21 protein-coding genes are annotated in these 20,647 nt (G+C 48.4%); 15 read left to right on the top strand and 6 right to left on the bottom strand.

Features of this window, described 5'->3' with window-relative positions; translation table 11 throughout:
- Positions 1-28: 28 nt before the first annotated feature.
- Positions 29-667, top strand: coding sequence for a flavin reductase family protein (locus E0698_RS18525; RefSeq protein WP_192512519.1), 639 nt, complete (start codon positions 29-31; stop codon positions 665-667).
- A gap of 152 nt (positions 668-819) precedes the next feature.
- Positions 820-2,112, top strand: a complete 1,293-nt coding sequence (locus tag E0698_RS18520) for a homocysteine synthase (protein WP_149096015.1) — start codon at positions 820-822, stop codon at positions 2,110-2,112.
- A 214-nt stretch (positions 2,113-2,326) separates the two neighbouring features.
- On the opposite strand, the gene E0698_RS18515 is transcribed toward E0698_RS18520, so the two are convergent.
- Complete coding sequence (locus E0698_RS18515) at positions 2,327-2,704, bottom strand: VOC family protein (RefSeq protein WP_134911390.1); 378 nt, start codon at positions 2,702-2,704, stop codon at positions 2,327-2,329.
- Between the two features lie 169 nt (positions 2,705-2,873).
- Between E0698_RS18515 and E0698_RS18510 the strand changes: the two genes are divergently transcribed.
- The 3 genes from E0698_RS18510 (at position 2,874) to E0698_RS18505 (ending at position 4,042) form a co-directional block, all read left to right on the top strand.
- On the top strand, positions 2,874-3,167 hold the full coding sequence (locus E0698_RS18510; RefSeq protein WP_192512518.1) for a hypothetical protein: 294 nt from the start codon (positions 2,874-2,876) through the stop codon (positions 3,165-3,167).
- Between the two features lie 340 nt (positions 3,168-3,507).
- The gene (locus E0698_RS27355) at positions 3,508-3,630 is read left to right on the top strand and encodes a hypothetical protein (RefSeq protein WP_262384859.1); all 123 of its coding nucleotides are present in this window, start codon (positions 3,508-3,510) and stop codon (positions 3,628-3,630) included.
- A 103-nt stretch (positions 3,631-3,733) separates the two neighbouring features.
- Positions 3,734-4,042, top strand: a complete 309-nt coding sequence (locus E0698_RS18505) for a hypothetical protein (protein ID WP_192512517.1) — start codon at positions 3,734-3,736, stop codon at positions 4,040-4,042.
- 105 nt (positions 4,043-4,147) lie between these two features.
- On the opposite strand, the gene E0698_RS18500 is transcribed toward E0698_RS18505, so the two are convergent.
- The gene (locus E0698_RS18500; RefSeq protein WP_192512545.1) at positions 4,148-4,393 is read right to left on the bottom strand and encodes a hypothetical protein; all 246 of its coding nucleotides are present in this window, start codon (positions 4,391-4,393) and stop codon (positions 4,148-4,150) included.
- Positions 4,394-4,774: 381 nt separating this feature from the next.
- Here E0698_RS18500 and E0698_RS18495 point away from each other — a divergent pair, with 381 nt between their 5' ends.
- From E0698_RS18495 to E0698_RS18480, 4 genes are all read left to right on the top strand, one after another.
- Positions 4,775-6,277, top strand: a complete 1,503-nt coding sequence (locus E0698_RS18495; RefSeq protein WP_192512516.1) for an HD-GYP domain-containing protein — start codon at positions 4,775-4,777, stop codon at positions 6,275-6,277.
- Positions 6,278-6,451: 174 nt separating this feature from the next.
- Positions 6,452-7,897: an ATP-binding protein gene (locus tag E0698_RS18490; RefSeq protein ID WP_192512515.1), complete on the top strand. Its 1,446-nt coding sequence runs from the start codon at positions 6,452-6,454 to the stop codon at positions 7,895-7,897.
- Positions 7,898-7,951: 54 nt separating this feature from the next.
- Positions 7,952-8,671, top strand: coding sequence for an NAD(P)H-binding protein (locus E0698_RS18485; protein ID WP_192512514.1), 720 nt, complete (start codon positions 7,952-7,954; stop codon positions 8,669-8,671).
- Positions 8,672-8,805: 134 nt separating this feature from the next.
- Positions 8,806-9,186: a RidA family protein gene (locus E0698_RS18480; RefSeq protein WP_134911383.1), complete on the top strand. Its 381-nt coding sequence runs from the start codon at positions 8,806-8,808 to the stop codon at positions 9,184-9,186.
- An 89-nt stretch (positions 9,187-9,275) separates the two neighbouring features.
- Here E0698_RS18480 and E0698_RS18475 read toward each other — a convergent pair whose 3' ends face one another.
- Positions 9,276-10,031: a tryptophan-rich sensory protein gene (locus E0698_RS18475; protein ID WP_192512513.1), complete on the bottom strand. Its 756-nt coding sequence runs from the start codon at positions 10,029-10,031 to the stop codon at positions 9,276-9,278.
- Positions 10,032-10,240: 209 nt separating this feature from the next.
- Here E0698_RS18475 and E0698_RS18470 point away from each other — a divergent pair, with 209 nt between their 5' ends.
- From E0698_RS18470 to E0698_RS18460, 3 genes are all read left to right on the top strand, one after another.
- Positions 10,241-11,188, top strand: coding sequence for a bile acid:sodium symporter family protein (locus E0698_RS18470; protein ID WP_192512512.1), 948 nt, complete (start codon positions 10,241-10,243; stop codon positions 11,186-11,188).
- Positions 11,189-11,434: 246 nt separating this feature from the next.
- Complete coding sequence (locus E0698_RS18465) at positions 11,435-12,559, top strand: NADH-dependent flavin oxidoreductase (RefSeq protein ID WP_134911381.1); 1,125 nt, start codon at positions 11,435-11,437, stop codon at positions 12,557-12,559.
- A 110-nt stretch (positions 12,560-12,669) separates the two neighbouring features.
- Positions 12,670-13,257 carry a GNAT family N-acetyltransferase gene (locus tag E0698_RS18460; RefSeq protein ID WP_134911380.1) on the top strand — a complete coding sequence of 196 codons (588 nt, stop codon included), beginning with the start codon at positions 12,670-12,672 and terminating at the stop codon, positions 13,255-13,257.
- On the opposite strand, the gene E0698_RS18455 is transcribed toward E0698_RS18460, so the two are convergent.
- Both E0698_RS18455 and E0698_RS18450 read right to left on the bottom strand, forming a co-directional pair.
- A complete protein-coding gene (locus E0698_RS18455) occupies positions 13,187-14,848 on the bottom strand; it encodes a response regulator (RefSeq protein ID WP_192512511.1) in 1,662 nt (553 codons plus the stop codon). The two genes, E0698_RS18460 and E0698_RS18455, sit on opposite strands and share 71 nt — an antisense overlap.
- Positions 14,849-14,854: 6 nt before the next feature.
- Positions 14,855-16,669, bottom strand: a complete 1,815-nt coding sequence (locus E0698_RS18450) for a sensor histidine kinase (RefSeq protein ID WP_192512510.1) — start codon at positions 16,667-16,669, stop codon at positions 14,855-14,857.
- 208 nt (positions 16,670-16,877) lie between these two features.
- Between E0698_RS18450 and E0698_RS18445 the strand changes: the two genes are divergently transcribed.
- Genes E0698_RS18445 through E0698_RS18435 form a run of 3 tightly spaced genes read left to right on the top strand, consistent with a single transcriptional unit; the run spans position 16,878 to position 19,944 of the window.
- The gene (locus tag E0698_RS18445; protein WP_192512509.1) at positions 16,878-17,759 is read left to right on the top strand and encodes a carbohydrate ABC transporter permease; all 882 of its coding nucleotides are present in this window, start codon (positions 16,878-16,880) and stop codon (positions 17,757-17,759) included.
- Positions 17,760-18,596 carry a carbohydrate ABC transporter permease gene (locus E0698_RS18440; protein ID WP_192512508.1) on the top strand — a complete coding sequence of 279 codons (837 nt, stop codon included), beginning with the start codon at positions 17,760-17,762 and terminating at the stop codon, positions 18,594-18,596.
- 49 nt (positions 18,597-18,645) lie between these two features.
- Positions 18,646-19,944 carry an ABC transporter substrate-binding protein gene (locus E0698_RS18435; protein ID WP_192512507.1) on the top strand — a complete coding sequence of 433 codons (1,299 nt, stop codon included), beginning with the start codon at positions 18,646-18,648 and terminating at the stop codon, positions 19,942-19,944.
- 82 nt (positions 19,945-20,026) lie between these two features.
- Here E0698_RS18435 and E0698_RS18430 read toward each other — a convergent pair whose 3' ends face one another.
- Positions 20,027-20,569 (bottom strand): dihydrofolate reductase family protein, encoded by a 543-nt coding sequence (locus E0698_RS18430; RefSeq protein ID WP_192512506.1) that lies wholly within the window; start codon positions 20,567-20,569, stop codon positions 20,027-20,029.
- Between the last annotated feature and the right edge of the window lie 78 nt (positions 20,570-20,647).

Raw genomic sequence — 20,647 nt, 5'->3', positions numbered from 1 at the left:
GCAGATCTGAACAGAAGGAGAAGGGATAATGGACCAAATGAATCAAATAAATCAGATGAATTTCAGCCCAGACATCAAAACGATTAAGCCTAGCATTTTATATTATGGAACCCCTGTGATTTTACTCAACACGCTGAATGAGGATGGAACGACCAATATCAGCCCTATTTCCTCCTCATGGGCATTGGGAGATTGTGTCGTACTGGGTATTGGAATAGGTGGGAGAGCATTTGAAAATATGAAGCGGCATCCCGAATGTGTGATTAACATTCCGGGACCTGCCTTATGGGAGCATGTGGAGCGGTTGGCCCCCTACACGGGCAAAAATCCCGTACCCGAGGATAAGCAACAAAATGGCTTTACCTATCAGAAAGACAAGTATGAGATTAGCGGACTAACTTCGATTGACTCTAATGTGGTCAAGCCCGCTCGAATTAGGGAATCCCCTATTCAAATTGAAGCGAAGGTGAGGGATGTACGGATTCCTGATCATTCTCCTTATTTTGCAATCGTTGAAACCCAAGCTGTACAGGTGCATGTTCATCAGGATATGATCCTCGGTGATAACCACATTGATCCGGCAAAGTGGAGCCCACTCATCTATAACTTCCGCCATTATTTCGGCCTTGGTGAGCAGTTGGGCAAAACCTTCCGGTCTGAAACCTGATGTTTTAGAAAATCTATAATTTCCTACCTGAATAATGAGAATTATCTTCCCAAATCGTTCTTTTTGTGCGAGAATGATTGAAAAATCATTCATGATTGCGCATACAGAAAGAGAAGATTCATACAGCACGTATAACAAGGGAGGAAATAACCATGTCAGAAGATCGCAAGCTGTCATTCGAAACTCTCGCTGTCCATGCCGGACAACAAATTGATCCTACTACCTTTGCCCGCGCTGTTCCGTTATACCAAACCACCTCGTATGGATTTCGGGATGCCGAGCATGCGGCTGATTTGTTTTCGCTAAAAGAGTTCGGCAACATTTATACGCGCCTGATGAATCCGACCACGGATGTGTTCGAGCAGCGGATCGCAGCTCTGGAGGGAGGGGCTGGCGCGTTGGCAACGGCTTCGGGAGCAGCAGCCATTTCCTTTTCCATCCTGAACATTGCGGGAGCAGGGGATGAAATTGTTTCGGCATCCAGTCTATATGGCGGTACATATAATTTGTTTTCCACGACGCTGCCGAAGCTGGGCATTAAGGTGCATTTTGTGGATTCGGATGACCCGGAGAACTTCCGCAAAGCCATTACGGATAAAACGAAGGCGTTATTTGCCGAAACGATTGGCAATCCACAGGGCAATGTGCTGGATGTGGAAGCTGTAGCAGCGATTGCGCATGAATACGGTATTCCGTTAATTGTAGATAACACGTTCCCAAGCCCGTACTTATTGCGTCCCATTGAATACGGAGCGGATATTGTCGTGCATTCTGCGACGAAATTCATTGGCGGACACGGAACGTCCATCGGTGGGGTGATCGTGGACAGCGGCAAGTTTGACTGGAAAGCAAGTGGCCGTTTCCCTGGACTGACCGAGCCGGACCCAAGCTATCATGGGGTTGTATACACCGAGGCGGTGGGGCCTATTGCATACATTATCAAGGCGCGGGTACAACTACTGCGTGACCTGGGAGCAGCTATTTCACCGTTCAACTCATGGCTGCTGCTTCAGGGCTTGGAGACACTCCATCTACGGCTGGAAAGACATAGCCAGAATGCTTTGAAGGTAGCGCAATATCTCGAAAGCCACAAGGATGTGGAATGGGTCAGCTACACTGGATTGCCAAGCCACCCATCCTACAAGTTAGCCCAAAAATACTTGCCGAAAGGGCAAGGGGCGATCCTGACCTTCGGTATTAAGGGCGGCAGTCAGGCGGGAAGCAAGCTGATTGAAAATGTGAAGCTATTTTCCCATCTGGCGAATGTAGGTGATTCCAAATCTCTGATCATTCATCCGGCTAGCACAACCCATCAACAGTTGAATGCGGAGGAACAGGTTGCTGCTGGAGTCAAGCCAGAGCTGTTGCGTTTGTCTGTCGGGACGGAAGCGATAGACGATATTTTGTACGATTTGGAGCAGGCGATCGCGGCCAGCCAGCAGTAGTTAAGTGAGCAGAGGGTAGCAGGTGGAGCTTCTGCGGCGGCAAGATTGGTAGATGGAATCTGCTGTTAACGGTCATTAGTGGTGGTAGAAGAATACAAGCAGGACAGCGCCAATGCTGTCCTTTTTTGCTTGGAATCTGCCAGGTTTTGTGTCCTGCAATGGCTCGTTTTCAGCCGTGCAAATGAAAGAGACTTGTGGTTATTTGTACAACAGATCAAGGACGGCGGTTTTTAAAATAGTTCATAACCCAACCAATGTGATTGAGATGGTCTGTCACTTCGCCATGCAGGGCACCAAAAAAAGTATCTTGAAGCTCTACGTCAACGGCACCTTTTTCTGCCAGTGCATGGTAAGCCTGTTTAAGCTCTTCTTCGCTGTCAAAATCGAGAATGATTTGTACATGTTGCGCTCTCAGCGGTTTACCATAGGAATCGGAAAAATGGATGTGACTGCTGCCCAAGTGAAGCTCAGCGTGTAAAAGCTTGTCTTCCTGCTTGTTCAGTACTTTAATTTCTCCGCCCAAAACAGACTGATAGTAATCCACCGTTTGCTGGACATCGTTAACAATGACAAAGGGACTTGCACTTCTCATGGGTTCATCTCCTTTGGGGTCTTTATGTAGTTACTATACATTATTTACGTTGCCGCAGGATTTACCCCTTTTCATTTCAAATTATGGCTTGGTTCACTGTGTGACGTCTGTTACAATAGAAGTGACATTTACAAATGGATAGAAAAAAGATCGGACGGTGAGCACTTCTATGCTGTGGGAAGCGACTATATATTTTGTGATTTTGGTAATTTCCGCTCTAAGCGTGATTGCGGTATCAGGTAACCGGAGGACTGCGAGTACAATTCTTCTGGTGCCCATCATTTTATTTTGTACGATATTTATGGTGCAAGGTTCAGTATTTACAGCGATGAAGCACCCGACGATGGGAGCTAATGTTGGTTCGCACATGGCATTTTTAACAACTTGGGTAGTTACTGGAATATTGTTTGCCGTGACGATTGTGATTGCTTTCATTAAATATAGCAAGAAAAACAAGGCGTAATTGAGCCTTAACCTCAGATGAAAAAGGGCTTTTGGTCTTTGGCCGAAAGCCCTTTTTGTATCCTTTTTTCAACAATGCGGGATGTCTTCGTTTATCTGCGTCTTCTCATGAACAATACAACAACCAGCACGACGATGATGACGATCAATAGAAATTTCATATTCGATACCCTCCTTGGTCTGTCTCTTATTTGGTATTAACCATATTTGATTAGCATGTACCGATTTACCTCAAGAAGATACCTGTTGTGGAGCGTTTGGAAAAAAATAAAGCTGAGCTCCAAAAAGAGGTTTACAGGATTAGTTGGGAAGTGTATACATAAAGTAAGGAGGCGATTGCCATGAGTGATCGTGGATTTCATCTGTTCTATATTATTTTCCTGACGGTTCTTGCACTAGGAAGCGTGGGTGGAATTGTTTGGTGGCTGCGTTCTGTCGGTCGTCAGGAGAAAGAAAAAAACTGAATTTGAAACGGACGTAAAAGTCCAAAATGCAGCTTCCAGTAGGAGGGTGCATTTTCATGTGCTATAATGGGAACATATGTTCTTTATAATGGGAGGAAAGACGATGTTGCCTGATTTGGAACGAAAGCTGTTACGGATTTTGTATAACTATTTTGCCCAGCATCGCCATATGCCGACGATGACGGAATTGACCATCAAAACGGGGAAGAGGGACGGCGAGATTACAGCCGCTTTGCGGCATATGGAACAGGAGCGTTATATTACATGGGAAAATAACTCCAGTACTCAGCATGTGGTCTTGCTGGAAGGGTGGGAGCGTCCTTCAACGGATAGGTTCACCCGCCCGGAAACAGGGCGTACAACTACTCCAACCACGCCGCAGGACGGCACAGAATACTGGACGAATTATTAAAGTAGAACTCAAAGCTGGAAAAAATTAATGAGTTTTTAAGGTGCATATCATTTAGTTTTAAGAAAGAGTGACTATAATGACCTTATTAACCCCTTTTTGATCAAGCTATAGACCCTGCCGATGTATTGGCAGGGTCATTTTTTTGGCTATAATGCTTTCGATGGTGCTTAACAGAATACCTATGTACATTAAAAATCCCCCGGGGATCATCCGGAGGATGGGTGCAGCTTGCGTGAACTGCACGGCCTGCTCGAACTTCATGGTTCGACGGCATAATATATATTCAACCCCTGCTGCCTTGCATAATATGGTCAGCATGTTCATAAGGGGCAGTCCGATTCCACTGCTCATTTTCCAAACGACAAAAGCCCTACCTCTCTTTCGTCCTTGCGGCTCCGATGACCGCGCCAGTGTGAATGTGAAAATCTTCGGCAAAAGCTCAAAATTCTACATTAGGGTTATACATAAAATTTGGAGAAGCTCCATGCGGTGATTAGGAGTATAGCTTGTTGCGCGGAATCCTATGGGGTTTAATACATACTTTAATAGTATAGCAAGAACGATTCTAAAATGCAAGGCTGCAATTTCTCAATCTATATATGGTTGATTAAAATTCGCTTATAGGATTTATGCAAATTGCTCAAGCAAGAAGGTTAACTTTTGCCGACCGGACTCCGATATTGAATAAACAAGATGTTTTGTGAGTGTACGGATGAAAAGAGGGGTAGCATTTTGCCGATCTATAAGCGTTTTATTCAGCATGTTATCCTGAACTATATTATAGGTTCGTTTATAGCTGTTCTGTTGGTAGGCGCGATTTTTTTATTTTCCACGTTAAATGTAGCCCATTATGAATTTTTAGGTCTTATGAAGATCATTGCTTTTTCCAGTATTATTATGATTGTTTGCGAAACGCTGGTATTTAGGATGCATTTGGGACCAGTTCGTCACTTTTTTCTGGATAAGCGGACGACGTTCGAGGATGTAGAAGCGATGTATATACGGATTCACCGTCTGCCTATTCTGTCTGTGTTACGTATTATGGGACCGCATTTGCTCGGTTTTTCCATCCCGGCAGCTGGTATGGCCATATGGATGATTCATACCAGACAGCTCACCCTGCCCTTCTATTATGTGGGAATTGCCTGTATAGGGGCTTGTCTGGTTGCTTCGATGCACGCGATGATTGAATTTTTCCTGACGATGAGGGCGATCCGTCCGTTGCTGATAGAAATTAGAGACCGAACTTATCAGAAATATGGAATTAACATATCGCTTCGGGGACGGGTATTACTATCGCTCCGGCACAAATTTCAGCTGAGTGCAACGTTGATTGGTGCTTTTCCGCTGTTTTTGTTTTGCCTGGCTACGCAGATTCGGCTGGAACGTCTGGATGAGACGCTTTCCAGCTCCTATTGGGTATGGGCGGGCACGATTTTACTATTTGGTGTGGCCTTTGCTTATCTGGGAGGTTGGCTGTTAACCCGTGAGATTGAGCAGCCAATTCGCCATTTGCTGGAAAAGATGAATGAAGTGAAGGAAGGCCGCCTGAACGATAAGGCTAGCGATTTGTACTCTGACGAATTTGCAAAGCTGGTTGAAGGCTTTAATATCATGGTTGAGGGATTGAAGGAACGGGAAGACAAAAACAGTCAGCTACAGGAAAGTTATTTCGCCACCTTGGCGGCAGCACTGGATGCGAGGGACGCTTATACCGCAGGACATTCTTTGCGTGTGGCTGAATACTCGGTGATCATTGGACGGCGGGGCGGTTTGAATGAGACAGACCTCGATTTGCTGCGCAAAACGGCATTACTGCATGATATCGGCAAAATCGGCGTAGCCGATGCCGTGCTGCTCAAGGATGGCAAGCTGACGGATGAGGAATTTGACCAGATTAAAATGCACCCGGTCATGGGAGAAAGCATTCTCCGCCAGGTGGAGCCGGCCGATGCCATGGCTCCTTATTTGCCCGGCGTGCGTTCGCACCATGAGCGTTATGATGGCAAAGGATATCCAGACCAGCTCTGCGGGGAGGATATCCCGCTATTTGGACGGATCATCGCGGTAGCGGATGCGTATGATGCGATGACGTCTGACCGCCCATACCGGAAGGGTATGCAGAAAGAAAAAGCGGTTATGATATTGGAAGAGGGAAAAGGAACCCAGTGGGACCCTTACTTTGCTGAATTATTTGTCGAAGAATGGCGCCGGAACAAGGGCATCATGAGTTGACCCTATACTGTATATCCACCAGGGCGAGCCGTTGCGGTTCGTCTTTTTTATATAGGGATGTACGCATCTTTGACATGTCGAAAGCTGAAGCTTCATGTTATGATATACGAGAAAAGCAAAAGCGGTCAGCATAGGCCTGGCATCCAATTTTTCGCGCTATGGGAGTGTGAGTCCATGCAGTTTTCAATGATGTTTCTAATGAATCTGGGGATGCTGATTGCCGTTGCCTATGTGGCGAACGTGATTTATAAATATGGGTTGAGTCGTACCTCTTCGCGATTTAAATATATCAGCTCGGTACTGCTGGTGGTATTTGGCGGATGGGTTAGCTCTTGCTTCGGTTTTAACTTTAGTGAGACGGTTATTTTTGACCTGCGCTTTGTTCCGTTGATTATCGCGGCGTTGGTGTATCCCCGCTCCTATACACTTATTATTATCGGGGTAGCGATCGGGCTTACAAGGTTTACCTTCGGGGTGAATATGGCGGCGTGGGTCGGCTTTCTGAATATGAGCATTCTGGGCGTGCTGTGCGCCGGATTGAACTACTGGATGCGCCGTTCCACCTGCCGTCTGATTATTAAGGCATCAGTGACTATTTTAGCGGTTAATATCGTAAATACGTTGAATATTGCCTTTCTGGGCGTCATTCCATGGCGCTATTATGTGGCGGAGGTTGTTCCTCTCACTTTGCCTATTGGTATTGTACTTAGCTTTTTATTTGCGCTGATTTTACGTGATTTCCAGATGGAGCAGATGCGTAATTATCAGATTATACAGGCCAATCAGCTATTATCGGAACAACGCGATGAGTTACAGAAGACGAAAATCATTTTGGAAGAACGGGCCAGACAGTTAATGGTGGCTTCCCAATATAAATCGGATTTTATGGCAACGATGTCGCATGAGCTGCGTACACCACTTAATAGCATTATTAATCTGGCGCAGATCATCAACGAGCAGGGAAAAGAACTGGATGAGGACGAGCTTTACCAGTATAGCGAGCTGATCTATGCTTCGGGGCATGATTTACTCCAGTTGATCAATGACATTCTGGACTTGTCCAAAGTCGAGGCAGGGCGGATGGAAATCGTCAGTGAGCCGATCAGTGTGCGCGAGATTGCGCAGGTGATGATGATGCACTTTGAAGTCACTGCCAAGGACAAGAAGCTTGAATTCAGCTTGAACGAGCATGGCGATATACCGGATGAAATTCGATCCGATGCCAAACGTGTACAGCAAATTTTGCGCAACTTGTTATCTAATGCTTTTAAGTTCACTCATGAGGGACGTGTATTGCTGGAGATCAGCACACAGCATCTGGAACGAAAGGGGCAGGAGGGAGATTGGGTTGTATTTGCGGTAAAAGACACGGGCATCGGTATTTCCAAGCTCCAGCAGCATGTTATTTTTGAGGCATTCCAGCAGGCGAACGGTTCCATTAACCGCAAATATGGAGGAACCGGGCTGGGACTATCGATCAGCCGTGATTTATCCCGCTTGTTGGGCGGTTTTATACGTTTGGAGAGTGAGGAGGGCAAGGGAAGCACTTTTTCCCTGTACCTGCCCATGTGTCCTTCTGAAAGCAGGGAGGCGGGAGAACAGCCGTTTAAATTAGCCTAGTAAACAAGTGCAGGAGCAGGTGCGTTACAGGTGACAGGCATAAGGAGGTCTATCGTGGAGCGTAAAGCGGTCGTTGTGGGTGCAACGGGGCTTGTCGGGGGTTATGTTGTACGGGAGCTGCTGGTGCAAAAGGAATACAGCCGCGTCATGGTTGTGGGCAGACGTGCGCTGGAAATCAAGCATCCCAAGCTGGAGCAGGCACTCATCGACTGGGAGCATCCGCAGGAAGCGGCATCCGCCTTCGAGGGGGTTGATGATGTTTTTTGCTGCCTCGGGACGACGATGAAAAAGGCTGGCTCCAAGGAGCAGTTTCGTCAGGTGGATCTGGACTATCCGGTTCTGACCGCCCGGTTGGGCAAAGAGGCCGGTGCGGTGCAGATGCTCGCCATCTCCTCGATGGGAGCGGACCCGGAATCGCGCGTGTTTTACAACCGTACGAAGGGTGAGGCTGAGGAGGCGCTTGCCGATATTGGCTTGCCTGCGTTGCATTTGTTCCGTCCGTCGCTGATTTTAGGCACAAGGCCCGAACGTCGTTTTGGCGAAGCCGCCGCGGCCGTCGTGATGAAGGCACTGGATGGCGTGATGACAGGCAAACTGGCTTCCTACCGCGCCATCCCGGCCTCGGTGATCGCACGGGCTATGGTACGAATCGCTCTCGCGCATGCGAGCGGCGTACATATTTATCCGAATGATATCATTCGGGTCATCGGAGCTGAGCTGACACCCGGTGAGGATGAACCCGAAACAAAAACGGGTGCCGATAAAAATGTGTAAAATTAAAGCACAGCCATAACAGGGTACCTTGGGGGGGACCCGTTATGCTGTAATCCATTAATGCGGAATAGTGGCTTTGGACTTCCCGTGCTATAATACGGAGAACCAGTATTAGGAAGGAGCATTCAACCCATATGAAAAAAACAATTGCTACTGAAAAAGCGCCCGGCGCTATCGGACCCTATAGCCAAGCTGTGGAGGCGGGCGGTTTTATTTACACCTCAGGACAGCTTGGACTGAATCCGTCAACAGGTGAGTTCGGTAAAGATGTACAGGAGCAGGCTCGTCTGTCCTTGAGCAACGTACAAGCTATTCTGGAAGCAGCTGGAAGCAGCCTGAACCAAGTCGTGAAAGCGACCGTATTCCTGAAAGATATGAACGACTTTGTCAGCGTAAATGAAGTATACAGCTCTTTCTTCGAACAACCGTATCCGGCTCGTAGTGCGGTGGAGGTAGCTCGTCTGCCGAAGGATGCACTGGTGGAGATTGAAGTTATCGCCTTGAAGGGCGAATAGGCTAAGGAATACAAAAGAACTTCCAAAATCCACACATGATGTGGAAATGGAAGTTCTTTTATGCCTGTGGTATACGTGATGAGATTCCTTTAGTCCCGGTCCCGGTTACGGGCAAAGAACAGCCAAAGCGAGTACACCAGGATGATTGCGGCCAGAATGAATGCAGCCAGCCGCACGTTTTCATTGTCCGGATGCTTGATGGCGATGGCGACATAAGCCCACACGAACACAAGTGGATAAATGCTGTCACGATATGGAAAGCTGACCATGATAGCAAGCACGGTGCCAATGAACAGGAAGATGATCGCCCATGTGGTATCGCTGAGTCCCCAGCCGTTCCACTCGTTCTTTTCCAGTGCCACCGCGATGTTGATGATGGTAGCGACGGATACCCAGCCAAGGTTCAGACTGAACGGTAGCTTGACGAACCACATTTCCCCGAGGGTTGGTTGCGGCGTACGAGATCGTACATATACGACAGCCAGAGAGAGCAAGTACAGGATAATGACGATCACACACAACTCTACATATACATACTGCCACAAAAAAATCCAGATCATGTTGAAGATACAGCTTAAAATAAAGAAAAAACCGATAGACTGAACGCTCGTCTTGGTTTGTCCTGCCGATGTAGCCTGATACACAATAAAGCAGGCAAGCAGCAAGTAAATAACCGACCAGATGGAAAAGGCATAACCCGCAGGTGTCAGCAGGGTAGGGTACATGTTGGATACGGCAGCGGTGCTTCTTCCGCCGATGGGAAGTGTGGAAGCCAGAATGTTAATGACGATGACAGCGATAAACGCAATGATAGTCCACCATTTCAATGAATGGCTTCGTGACATAGGGCATCTCCTCCTCAATGAATAATGAACCGTGGAATGACCGACTGGTCACAATCTTCTACTATGAATATACCCACTTTGCTACCAAATATGTCCTTGCCGGGAAAAGTTTCATGCTACAAATATTTTATTAAAAAGGTGTATTTATATGCAGTCATATGTAGTCCAATGATAAAAATTTTAAGCACTAGAAGTGAGGAGATAGGAGAATGAATGGTTTGGAAAAAGCGGGGAAGTTCGTAGGAGGAACCTTTTCGATCTGGGTACTTTTATTTGCGTGTCTGGGATTTTTCTTCCCTGCGGCGTTTACAGGACTGAAAGGATACATACAGCTATTCCTTGGCATCGTGATGTTCGGTATGGGGCTGACACTGTCCTCGGCTGATTTTCGTGAAGTATTCCGGCGTCCGGTTGATGTGGCTATTGGTGTAGTCGGGCATTATCTAATCATGCCGTTTTTGGCTTTTGCGTTAGCGCTGGTATTGCAGCTACCGCCAGATATTGCTGTTGGTGTTATTTTGGTAGGGTGTTGCCCAAGCGGCACCGCTTCCAACGTGATGACCCTTTTATCAAAAGGCGACGTGGCGCTGGGAGTATCCATTGCTTCGGTGTCGACGCTGATCGCGCCACTGGCAACCCCGGCCATGATCAGCCTGCTTGCTGGACGGTGGATGAATATTGATGCAAAGTCGCTAATTATGGATATTCTCGTCGTGGTTATTGTACCGATTGTGCTGGGGGTTATCGTCAAATCGCTGTTCCGTAAACAGGCTGAAGCAAGTGTCAAGGCACTGCCGCTCGTATCGACGCTGGCTATTGTGCTGATCGTGGCTATTGTAGTCGCAGGCAGCAGAGGCAAGATTTTGGAAACCGGCCCGATTATTTTTGCTGTGGTGATTTTGCATAACGGCATCGGGTTCCTGCTCGGGTATTGGTTTGCCAAGCTGTTCGGAATGAATCTGTCCAAACGCAAAGCCGTTACGCTGGAAACAGGGATGCAAAATTCCGGGCTGGGCGCTGTGCTGGCAGCGGCTCATTTTAATCCGATTGCCGCTGTGCCGAGTGCAATTTTCAGCGTGTGGCACAATATTTCCGGCTCGCTGCTTGCGACCTGGTTTTCCCGTCGGGAAGAAAAGGACAGCACAGCAGGGAGATAGCTAAAACGCCGTCAGGCACTTGGAATTGTACAGGCTCACCGAATGGTTTTTAGGGAGGATCAGAAGGGTTTTATTTGACTTTATATGAGCGGATCATTATACTGTGGTTATTATAACCACTGTATTTAAGTAAGCAATATTACACATGCTTCATAAGAGTAAAGTTGCCTTGAATTCGTTTTCGGCATCATGGTAACAGCCCATATTCGTTTTGATCTGACTTACATTAAAGGAGAGAGTACCGAAATGAATCCAAAATATAAACCGTTATTTGAAGCTTTTACTCTGCCATCCGGCGTTACGTTGAAAAACCGTATTACGATGGCACCGATGACTAACTTTGCGTCTCATGAAAATGGTGAAGTCAGTGATCAGGAGTTGGCTTACTATCGTGAGCGTTCCGGCGGTGTAGGTGCGGTCATTACCGCTTGCGTGTACGTGACTCCAGATGGTAAAGGCTTTGTAAATGAGTTTGGTGCGGACAAGGATGAAATGATTCCGAGCCTGCGCCGTCTAGCTGACACGATTCATCAGGAGGGCGCAAAAGCGATTCTGCAAATTTATCATGGCGGTCGTTTGTGCCCACCGGATCAGATACCGGACGGACAGCCGATCAGCGCAAGCGCGGTGGCTGAGGAAAAAGAAGGCGCACCTGTGCCGCGTGAAATGACTACCGACGATATTCACCGCGTTATCCGTGCCTATGGCGAAGCTACTCGCCGCGCGATTGAAGCGGGCTATGATGGTGTGGAGCTTCACGGAGCGAATGGATATCTGGTACAGCAGTTCTTCTCCCCGCATTCCAATCTTCGTACCGATGAGTGGGGAGGCAGCCTTGAGAAGCGCTTGACCTTCCCGCTGGCGATTGTTCATGAAGTGAAGAAAGTGATCGCAGAGCATGCGAAGCAGCCTTTCATTTTTGGATATCGCTTGTCTCCCGAAGAAGGAACCACGCCGGGCATTACACTGGACGATACGTTGGTGCTCGTTGACCGCTTGGCAGATCAAGGTCTGGATTACCTGCACATTTCCGTCAATCATTTCTTCGGCGGGTCCATTCGTGATCGTAGTGCAGAACAATCCCGTACCGTTATTATTCATGAAAAGGTGGGCGACCGTGTGCCTGTCATGGGCGTTGGCTCGCTGAATACGCCTGACGAAGCTCTCGGCGCACTGGAGACAGGTGTACCGCTGGTTTCACTGGGACGTCCGCTTTTGATGGAACCGCAATGGGTTCAGAAGGTGCAACACGGCACTGAAGATACGATCCGCACGACATTGTCCAAGCAAGCTCAACAGGAGCTGGTCATTCCGGACTACCTGTGGGGTGCGTTGACGACGATGCCTGGCTGGATGCCTGTTACGGACTGAATCTCGAATGAAATGGATGAGGATACCCTGGGTTGCTTTCATGCACCTGGGGTATTTTTCTGCCCTGTAAATACATGCATACGAAAAACAGAGAAAGAAGGGAAATGACAATGTTAAATGAATCCAATGGCGCAAGTTTGATCACTTCCACCCATCCGGGGCTACAGATTCGGCTTTTACAAGTAAGTGATGCAGAACGATTATTGGAGATTAGACGCGAAAATTTTGATTTTCTTAAGCCATTTGAGCCGGAACGGCCTGAAATTTACTTTACGCTGGAAGAACAGGCCCGCCTGATTTCCATCGGCCTTGAGGCTGCACGAGCCGGGCAGGGATATACGTTTGGACTTTTTTTGCCGGAAAATGATAAGCTGATCGGCAGAATGGAGCTATCGGGCGTAGCCAGAGGCCCTTTTCAAAATGCGAATCTGGGATACTTCGTAGATCCTGCACATCACGGACAAGGCTACGCCACCTCAGCAGTAAAGGATGTTGTACGTTACGCCATCAATGAATTGGGATTGCACCGTATACAGGCCGGGGTTATGCCGAGAAATACACCATCCAATCGAGTGATGGAAAAGGCCGGATTTCGCCGGGAAGGGCTGGCTATAAACTATTTGAAGATTAATGGTGTCTGGGAAGATCATGTGCTGTATGCGTTAACGGCTGAGGATCTACAGAATGTCGTTTTCTGAACTCGCCGGGCGTGATGCCCTCCAGTTTTTTGAATACCTTGCCAAAATATTTTTCGTCCTGATAACCAACCATACCGGCAATATGATGAAGGCGTAGCTTGTCGTTTAACAGCAGCAGCTTCGCTTTGTCCATCCTGATCCGACATAGATACTCGGACAGATTAACGCCGTATTCCTGCTTGAATTTACGAGAGATATATTCCCGACTGAGGTAAAAACGGCTCGCCATATCCTGTAGGGAAATGTCCTCATCGTAATGAGCGTCCAGATAGCGGGCAATATCACGGATAACAGGATTGCTTGGGCTATGGCTTGGTGTAAGGGCCTGCCCGGCTGCAAGCAGTCGGTTTTCAACCTGCTTCTGCCATAGGGGCAGGGATAGCAAGCCCCGGTTGTCGATCGGCAGGGCAGGGATGGAGCTGTGCTCGTCTGCCAGTTCCTCGCCTGCGGCATCTCCGGGTCTGTCATTCAGCCAGCGAGCCAGCATCCAGTCCAGCTCCTGATTCCAGCCGACCAGTTGCTCTGCCGTAACCGAAGGTAGCTCGGCTACGGCTGCTATCCAGCCTCCTGCCGCCGCAGCTATACGACTGGCGTTGCAGCTAAGCGCACTAAGCCGCAGCTCCTCCTCCATCTCGGGAAGCTGAGGAAGACGTACGGCTTGCCGTGCAAGAGAGCTATGGTGCAGCCAGTCGGCGGCTTGCAGCACATCCCGTTTCCACAATGCTTGCCGCGCTTCCTGGTAGGCTGTGGCCGCCGCCACGGGAAAGGCACCGAAAGAGCCGATTCCAATATGCATATAGCACCGCAACGCCGCTCTTATCCCTGTGTGTATATCCTGCAAGAGCAGCGGCCAGCGGGACGGTTCGCCCCAATACAGCAGAATAATTTCGTCCATACGCTCCAGATGACGGAACGCAATCCCGGTTTGGGAATTCCCGAGAAACTCGTTGCAGATGTTAATCAGGGAGAAGCCCAGAAGCGTGTGCCGCGTTTTGTATTTGTCCAGTATATCGGCATCCAGTTGAGTGGTGCTCATCACCGCTGCATTGCACATATGAATAGCCGCAGGAAGATGCAGTTCCTCACGTAAAGGCGTGATGGAAAGATGGGTATTCGCTGTGCCGGACACCAGCTCGGTCAGGAGCTTGTCGGCATAGTGCGGCCTCATCCGGTTCACCTCAATCGCCTGCATCGTGTGCCTGTTCCGGTCTTGCTCCGCTGTCTGCCAGGCTTGAGTGGCTTTGGTTAAAGCCTCGTTAATCTCCACCGGGTCCACAGGCTTGAGAATATAGTCCATGCCTCCCCGACGGATGACCTGCCGGACCAGTTCAAAATCGTCATAGCCGCTGACCACCACGACTCTGGTCGCGGGGGAATTCACCTGAATCCACTCCATCAGGGCCACCCCGTCCTTGCCTGGCATCCGCATATCCGTGAGTACAACAGGTGGCGAAAAGGCGGTGATGACCTCAATCGCCTGATCGCCCGACTCAGCTTCAATGACCTCAGTCACGCCACAAGCTTCCCAATGTACAAGCATTCGAATGGCATGGCGCACATGCTTTTCATCATCCACAATCAGCACTTTCATGACAGGTCACTCTCCCTTAATATGAATTTCGGTATGGGCTTCGGTACGAATTTCGAGTGTATAACGAACGCCATGAGGCAGAATATTGTCTACATACAGGGTATTAGAGCCGTCTTCAGAGTGAAGCTGGATGCGCAGCAGCACATTACGGAGTCCGATAGAATCCGACTCGCTGGTGTTCGGTTCCTCATAGGCTTTCAGCGGACGTTTCAGCATATGCTGGAGCTGCTCCAACTCAGTCTGCGGAATGGAAGTTCCGTTATTTTCCACTGTTATCTTCACGATTCCTTCCCGAATCCGGCAGCCTGCAATTCGAATCTCACCATGTCCCAGCCGAGGATCAGCACCGTGTTTAAAGTAATTTTCCACTAATGGCTGGAGAATCATTTTGGGCACTTGATTATCCAGGACCCCATCATCCCACTGGTAAGTAACCTCTAATTGCTCGCCAAAGCGTTCTTTTTGTAAATCGAGATATTGCTTTACGTGCTCGGCTTCTTCCTTGAGTGTAACGACTGTATGATCCCGCATGTTATAGCGCAGCATTTTGGCAAGGGAAGAGAGCAGAGAATAGATTCGCGGCACCTCATGCTGTAGAGCCAGCGTTCCGATAGATTGTAGCGTATTGTATAAAAAATGAGGATTAATCTGTGCTTGAAGCGCTTTCAATTGATGTGTCTTGTTCGCCAGTTCGAGCTTGTATTCCCGTAAAATGAGGTTGTTGATCGTATCCATCATCTGTCTGAAGCGGCGTGACAGCACTCCGATCTCATCATTACTCATGGCCCGAATATCTACATCCAGTTGACCGGACTGAATCTGGTTTATGTAGCGGGTCAGTCGCTTGATGGGCTCTGTGATTTTGATGGAAATCCACAAGGTGGCGACAATGACGAGCAGCAATGCAGCGCCTGTAATGACTGCATTGATCTGGGTCAGGCGAGTGGCCCGTAAATAAAGCGTGCGATTAGGGATTTTCTTGACGATCGTCCAGCCTGACAGGTTGGCATCCAGCTTGCCATACACCTGCAATGCCGTATCGTCTTCAATAACACCGTGCTCGCCTTCTTTAGAAATTCGATTAAGCAGACCGGATTCCTTCCAGTGTGTTCCAATCGCCTCTTCCTGTCCACTATATATGATCGTTCCGTTCCGGTCGACCAAAAACAGCTCCTCTGTATCTGCATCGTACAATTGACGGCAAATGCTGCGCAGCGGCTCCAGACGAACATCCATAGCAAGTACCCCAAGCGTCTCTGAGGAAGGAATGTTCCGAATCGCCCGATGGAGTGTGAATACCTGTCGCTGTGTGTTGTGCTCCGTATAGGAAACCGCCGAAAAGCCGTACAAATGCTTCGTATGTGAAGGCTGAATAAACAATCCGGAAGAGCCGTAATGAATAGAGCCGGGAAAGGGGGCCAGCCGGAATTCCCGTAGAGGGACTGTGCTGGTAATCAGCGTAGATTGCCTGGCCTCAAAAGAGTGCAAATACACCTGGTCGATGCCTGACGAAGCATTCATCATCGTTTGCAGCGTGGTGTGAATTTCGGCGACGGCCCGGTAATCATCCGGAATTTTAGCCAGGTTGCGCAGGAAATGAGGATCATTATAGACTCCAATGGACGCGCGGTTTAATCCCTGTAAATAGTTATCCAGATTCGTAATTCCCTGAAAAATAAGCCGTTCATTTTCTTGTGTGGCCTGCTCTCGCAAGGATTGCTTGGTAAGAATGAAGGTCATGGTCATCGACAGCAGCAGAGGCAGAGTGACCGCAATTAACAGAAACCAGATCAAGCGGGAACGAATGCTGTGGAATTTCATGCGAATAGCTCCTTTCACAATTCAAGGCAAGCCGGAGGTCAATATTTTCCCCCTGAATGGTTCACGATCTTGCGTGTTCTCCAGAGCGCTTATTCGACATAATGAACATGTGAACCGCAAATCGAATGGTCAAAGCGCTCATGCTGCTTGATGAGGAAGCCGTAAGGAGCGCTCCAGACACCAACAGACAACAAAGGAGGGGATCGGCTTGAACCGCGCCAAATCGTCGCAATGGCTCCAGCAATGGATTTTCGTAGGGCCGTCGACGTTATTTTTCGTTATCATTATTGTAATCCCTTTCATGCTGGGAATGTACTATTCTTTTACAGAGTGGAATGGAGTTGCTAATCAGGCGAAGTGGGTCGGATTGGATAATTTCAGTCACGTTTTACTGGATGATGACAAGTTTAGGACAGCGTTCTGGTTTACGATCCGTTTTACGGTGATTGGAGTGGTGGCTGCGAATATGATTGGTTTTCTGCTGGCGTATTTTTTAACCAAGCCGCTGAAAACAAAAAATGTGCTGAGGACTATTTTTTTCATGCCCAATGTGATTGGAGGGCTGTTGCTGGGATTTATATGGCAGTTTATTTTTGTCAAAGGATTTGCAGCGATCGGAGAGAGTACGAGCTTGTCCTTCTTCAATCTGCCCTGGCTGGGAGATGAGATCACGGCTTTCTGGGGTATAGTGATCGTGTTTATCTGGCAAACCGCCGGGTATTTGATGGTCATTTACATTTCTTCCCTGACCAATGTGCCCCGGGATATGCTGGAGGCAGCCGAAATTGACGGAGCAAGCCGGATGCAAATATTGCGGACGATTATACTGCCTTTGATCATGCCTGCCGTTACGGTATGTCTTTTCCTGGCGATCTCGTGGTCGTTTAAAATGTTCGATCTCAATTTGTCACTGACCAAAGGGGGCCCCTTCGGTTCCACGGAGTCGGTCGCACTCAATATTTATAACGAGGCGTTTGTGAATAATCGTTATGGGCTGGGAACGGCCAAGGCACTCATATTCTTTATCATTGTTGCGCTTGTTACGAGCCTTCAGGTGCGTTTGACGAAAAGCCGGGAGGTGGAGGCGTAAATGGAAACAAGCAAGCGTTATCGCGTCGGAACATGGGTGACCGAGCTGGTGATGATACTCGTCGCTTTGATATTCCTCGTTCCGTTTTATTTTTTATTCGTCAATTCGGTCAAAAGCTTTGGTGATCTGCTCACCGATTCGGCGGCCTGGCCGCAAACGTTTGTATGGAGTAACTATGCCAGAGCATGGAGCATTACGCGTTTTCCCGAGGCCTTATGGAATTCACTCGTGGTTACGGTGGTCAGTAATCTGTCGCTCGCACTGATCAGCTCGATGGCTGCTTACCGGATGGTCCGGCATCCGACGCGTTATAACCGGGTGTTGTTCACCCTGTTTGTGGCTGCCATGGTCATTCCTTTTCAATCCGTGATGATTCCTTTGGTCAAGGTGGTCAGTACACTGGATTTAATGAACAGCATCGGTGGTCTGGTTATCTGTTATTTGGGATTCGGGGCGCCTATGTCCATCTTTCTCTTTCACGGGTTTGTTAAAGGCGTACCAGTTGAGGTGGAGGAGGCGGCTACGGTAGACGGCTGTACGCCTTACGGTGTGTTTTTCCGCATTGTATATCCGTTGATGCTGCCGATGATGGTAACGGTTATTATTTTGAATACACTCTGGATCTGGAATGACTATCTGCTGCCTTCTCTTGTGCTGCAAAAGGCGGAGCTGCGAACGATTCCAATCGCGACCTATGCCTTTTTCGGGCAATACACCAAGCAGTGGGATTTGGCATTGCCTGCACTGGTACTGGGCATCTTGCCAGTGATCGTATTCTTTCTGGCTATGCAAAAATATATTATTCAAGGTATTATGGCTGGCTCAGTCAAGGGCTGAGTGTACCCTGAGAATTACTATCACTTTTTGGATAGAAAGGAACATAATTATGAAAACGCATACTTTTAAAAAGAAAGCCCAAGCTCTGATTCTGTTTCTCGCTGCTTTTGCACTTGTTCTGGCAGGTTGTAACAGTAGCGGCGGTGAACAAAGTGCAGGAAAAGAGGAAGCTAAGGAAAAGACGATTCATATTTTTCAGTTCAAAGTGGAAATTGCAGAAGCGCTCAATCGCATGAAGGCGGAATATGAAGCGTCCCATCCGGGAATCAAGCTCGATATTCAGACCGTGGGCGGAGGTAGCGACTATGGGGCTGCCTTGAAGGCGAAGTTTGCCTCCGGGGAGCAACCGGATATTTTTAACGTAGGAGGCTACCGGGAGCTGGATACGTGGCTGGAGTATTTGGAGGACCTGTCTGACCAGCCTTGGGTCGGTGACGTGGTCGATGTCGCCAAGGAACCCATGAGCAAGGACGGCAAGCTGTACGGTCAACCGATGAATCTGGAGGGCTACGGCTTTATTTATAACAAGGATTTATTCAAGAAAGCGGGCATTACCGAGACACCCAAAACGCTGTCCGAGCTGGAAGGGGCTGCCCAAAAGCTCCAAGCCGCAGGCATTACCCCTTTTTCTAATGGATATCAGGAGTTTTGGGTGCTGGGGAATCATTTGCTGAACGTGGCATTTGCCAATCAACCGGACCCGTCAGCTTTCGTGAAAGGGCTGAATGATGGAACAGCGAAAATCCCGGGCAACGCTGTATTCGCCGAGTGGATCAAGCTGTTCGATCTGACGCTCAAGTATGGCAGCTCCAAGCCGCTGACGACTGATTACAACACACAGGTAACGAATTTTGCTACTGGCAAGGCTGCCATGATGCAGCAAGGGAACTGGACCCAGGTACAACTTGACGGGATTAATCCAAAGCTGAATCTGGGTATTCTGCCTATGCCGATTGGTGAAGACGCCGCAGCCGGAGATAAGCTGTTTGTAGGAGTCGCCAACAACTGGGTGGTTAACAAAAATTCATCTGTCAAAGCCGAGGCGAAGGAGTTTTTAAACTGGATGGTGACATCCGAGCAGGGTAAAAAATATATCACCAAGGAATTCAAATTCATTCCGGCGTTCAAGAGCATCAAAGGGTCAGAGGCTGATATGGGCCAATTGGGTGCCGAAGTGGTGAAATACAGTCAGGAAAATAAGCTGCTGGGCTGGTTCTTTGCCCGCTATCCTGAAGGAGCGCAGCAGGAATTCGGCAGTCAGATGCAAGCCTATGTGGCGGGTAAATCGGATGCCGGGAAGCTGTTCGAGGATTTCCAGAGCACGTGGGATAATTTGAAGACCAAATAATGAACAAAAGCACGCGATACAGCCTTCGTATGTCAGGGAGATTGCATGATCCTGAAATACGAAGGCTTTTCTGTAAACAGAGTTATATATGATAATGAAGCATAACGATATCCCCGCGGCGTTCTATTTCTTTGAGTTCAAACGTACTTGGCGGTGTTCCTTTCGGAAATAACGGTATTCCTTGTCCGAGTACCTTAGGAATAATCGCAATGATAGCTTTCTCCAGCAGTCCCTCTCGCATGAAGTCCTGAACTAACTGTCCTCCACCCACCAGCCATACTGCACCTTCCGATTGTTCTTGTAGATGCGGAACAAGCTCAGACAGAGCTTCGTCTGTAAACGTAACATGCGGTGCTTGCTGATGCTTCGTTAATGACCGGGTGAGTACATAACACGGCTTGCCGGCATAAGGGAAATCATCTGAAAGCTTCAATACCTCCTCATACGTTAACCTGCCCATCAGCACCGTGCCTACGGTGTCGTAAAAGTCGGCATATCCATTGTCCCCGCCATCTCCTTTGACATCATATAGCCAGTCCACCGAGCCATCCGGCAGCGCTATATACCCGTCGAGACTCATGGCAATATACAGCACGATTTTGTTGCGAGGCTTTGTATCCTTCATCGTTCATCACTCCTTTCTACCTCCTATGTTACAATATATTTATGACATATTATGTCGTAGTTAAATTGCGTACCCGAT

The sequence above is a fragment of the Paenibacillus sp. 23TSA30-6 genome, assembly GCF_014858585.1.
In the GTDB taxonomy this organism is placed as follows: domain Bacteria; phylum Bacillota; class Bacilli; order Paenibacillales; family Paenibacillaceae; genus Paenibacillus.
Note: the sequence above shows the minus strand (reverse complement) of the source record. Positions and strands in the feature narration are given on the sequence as shown.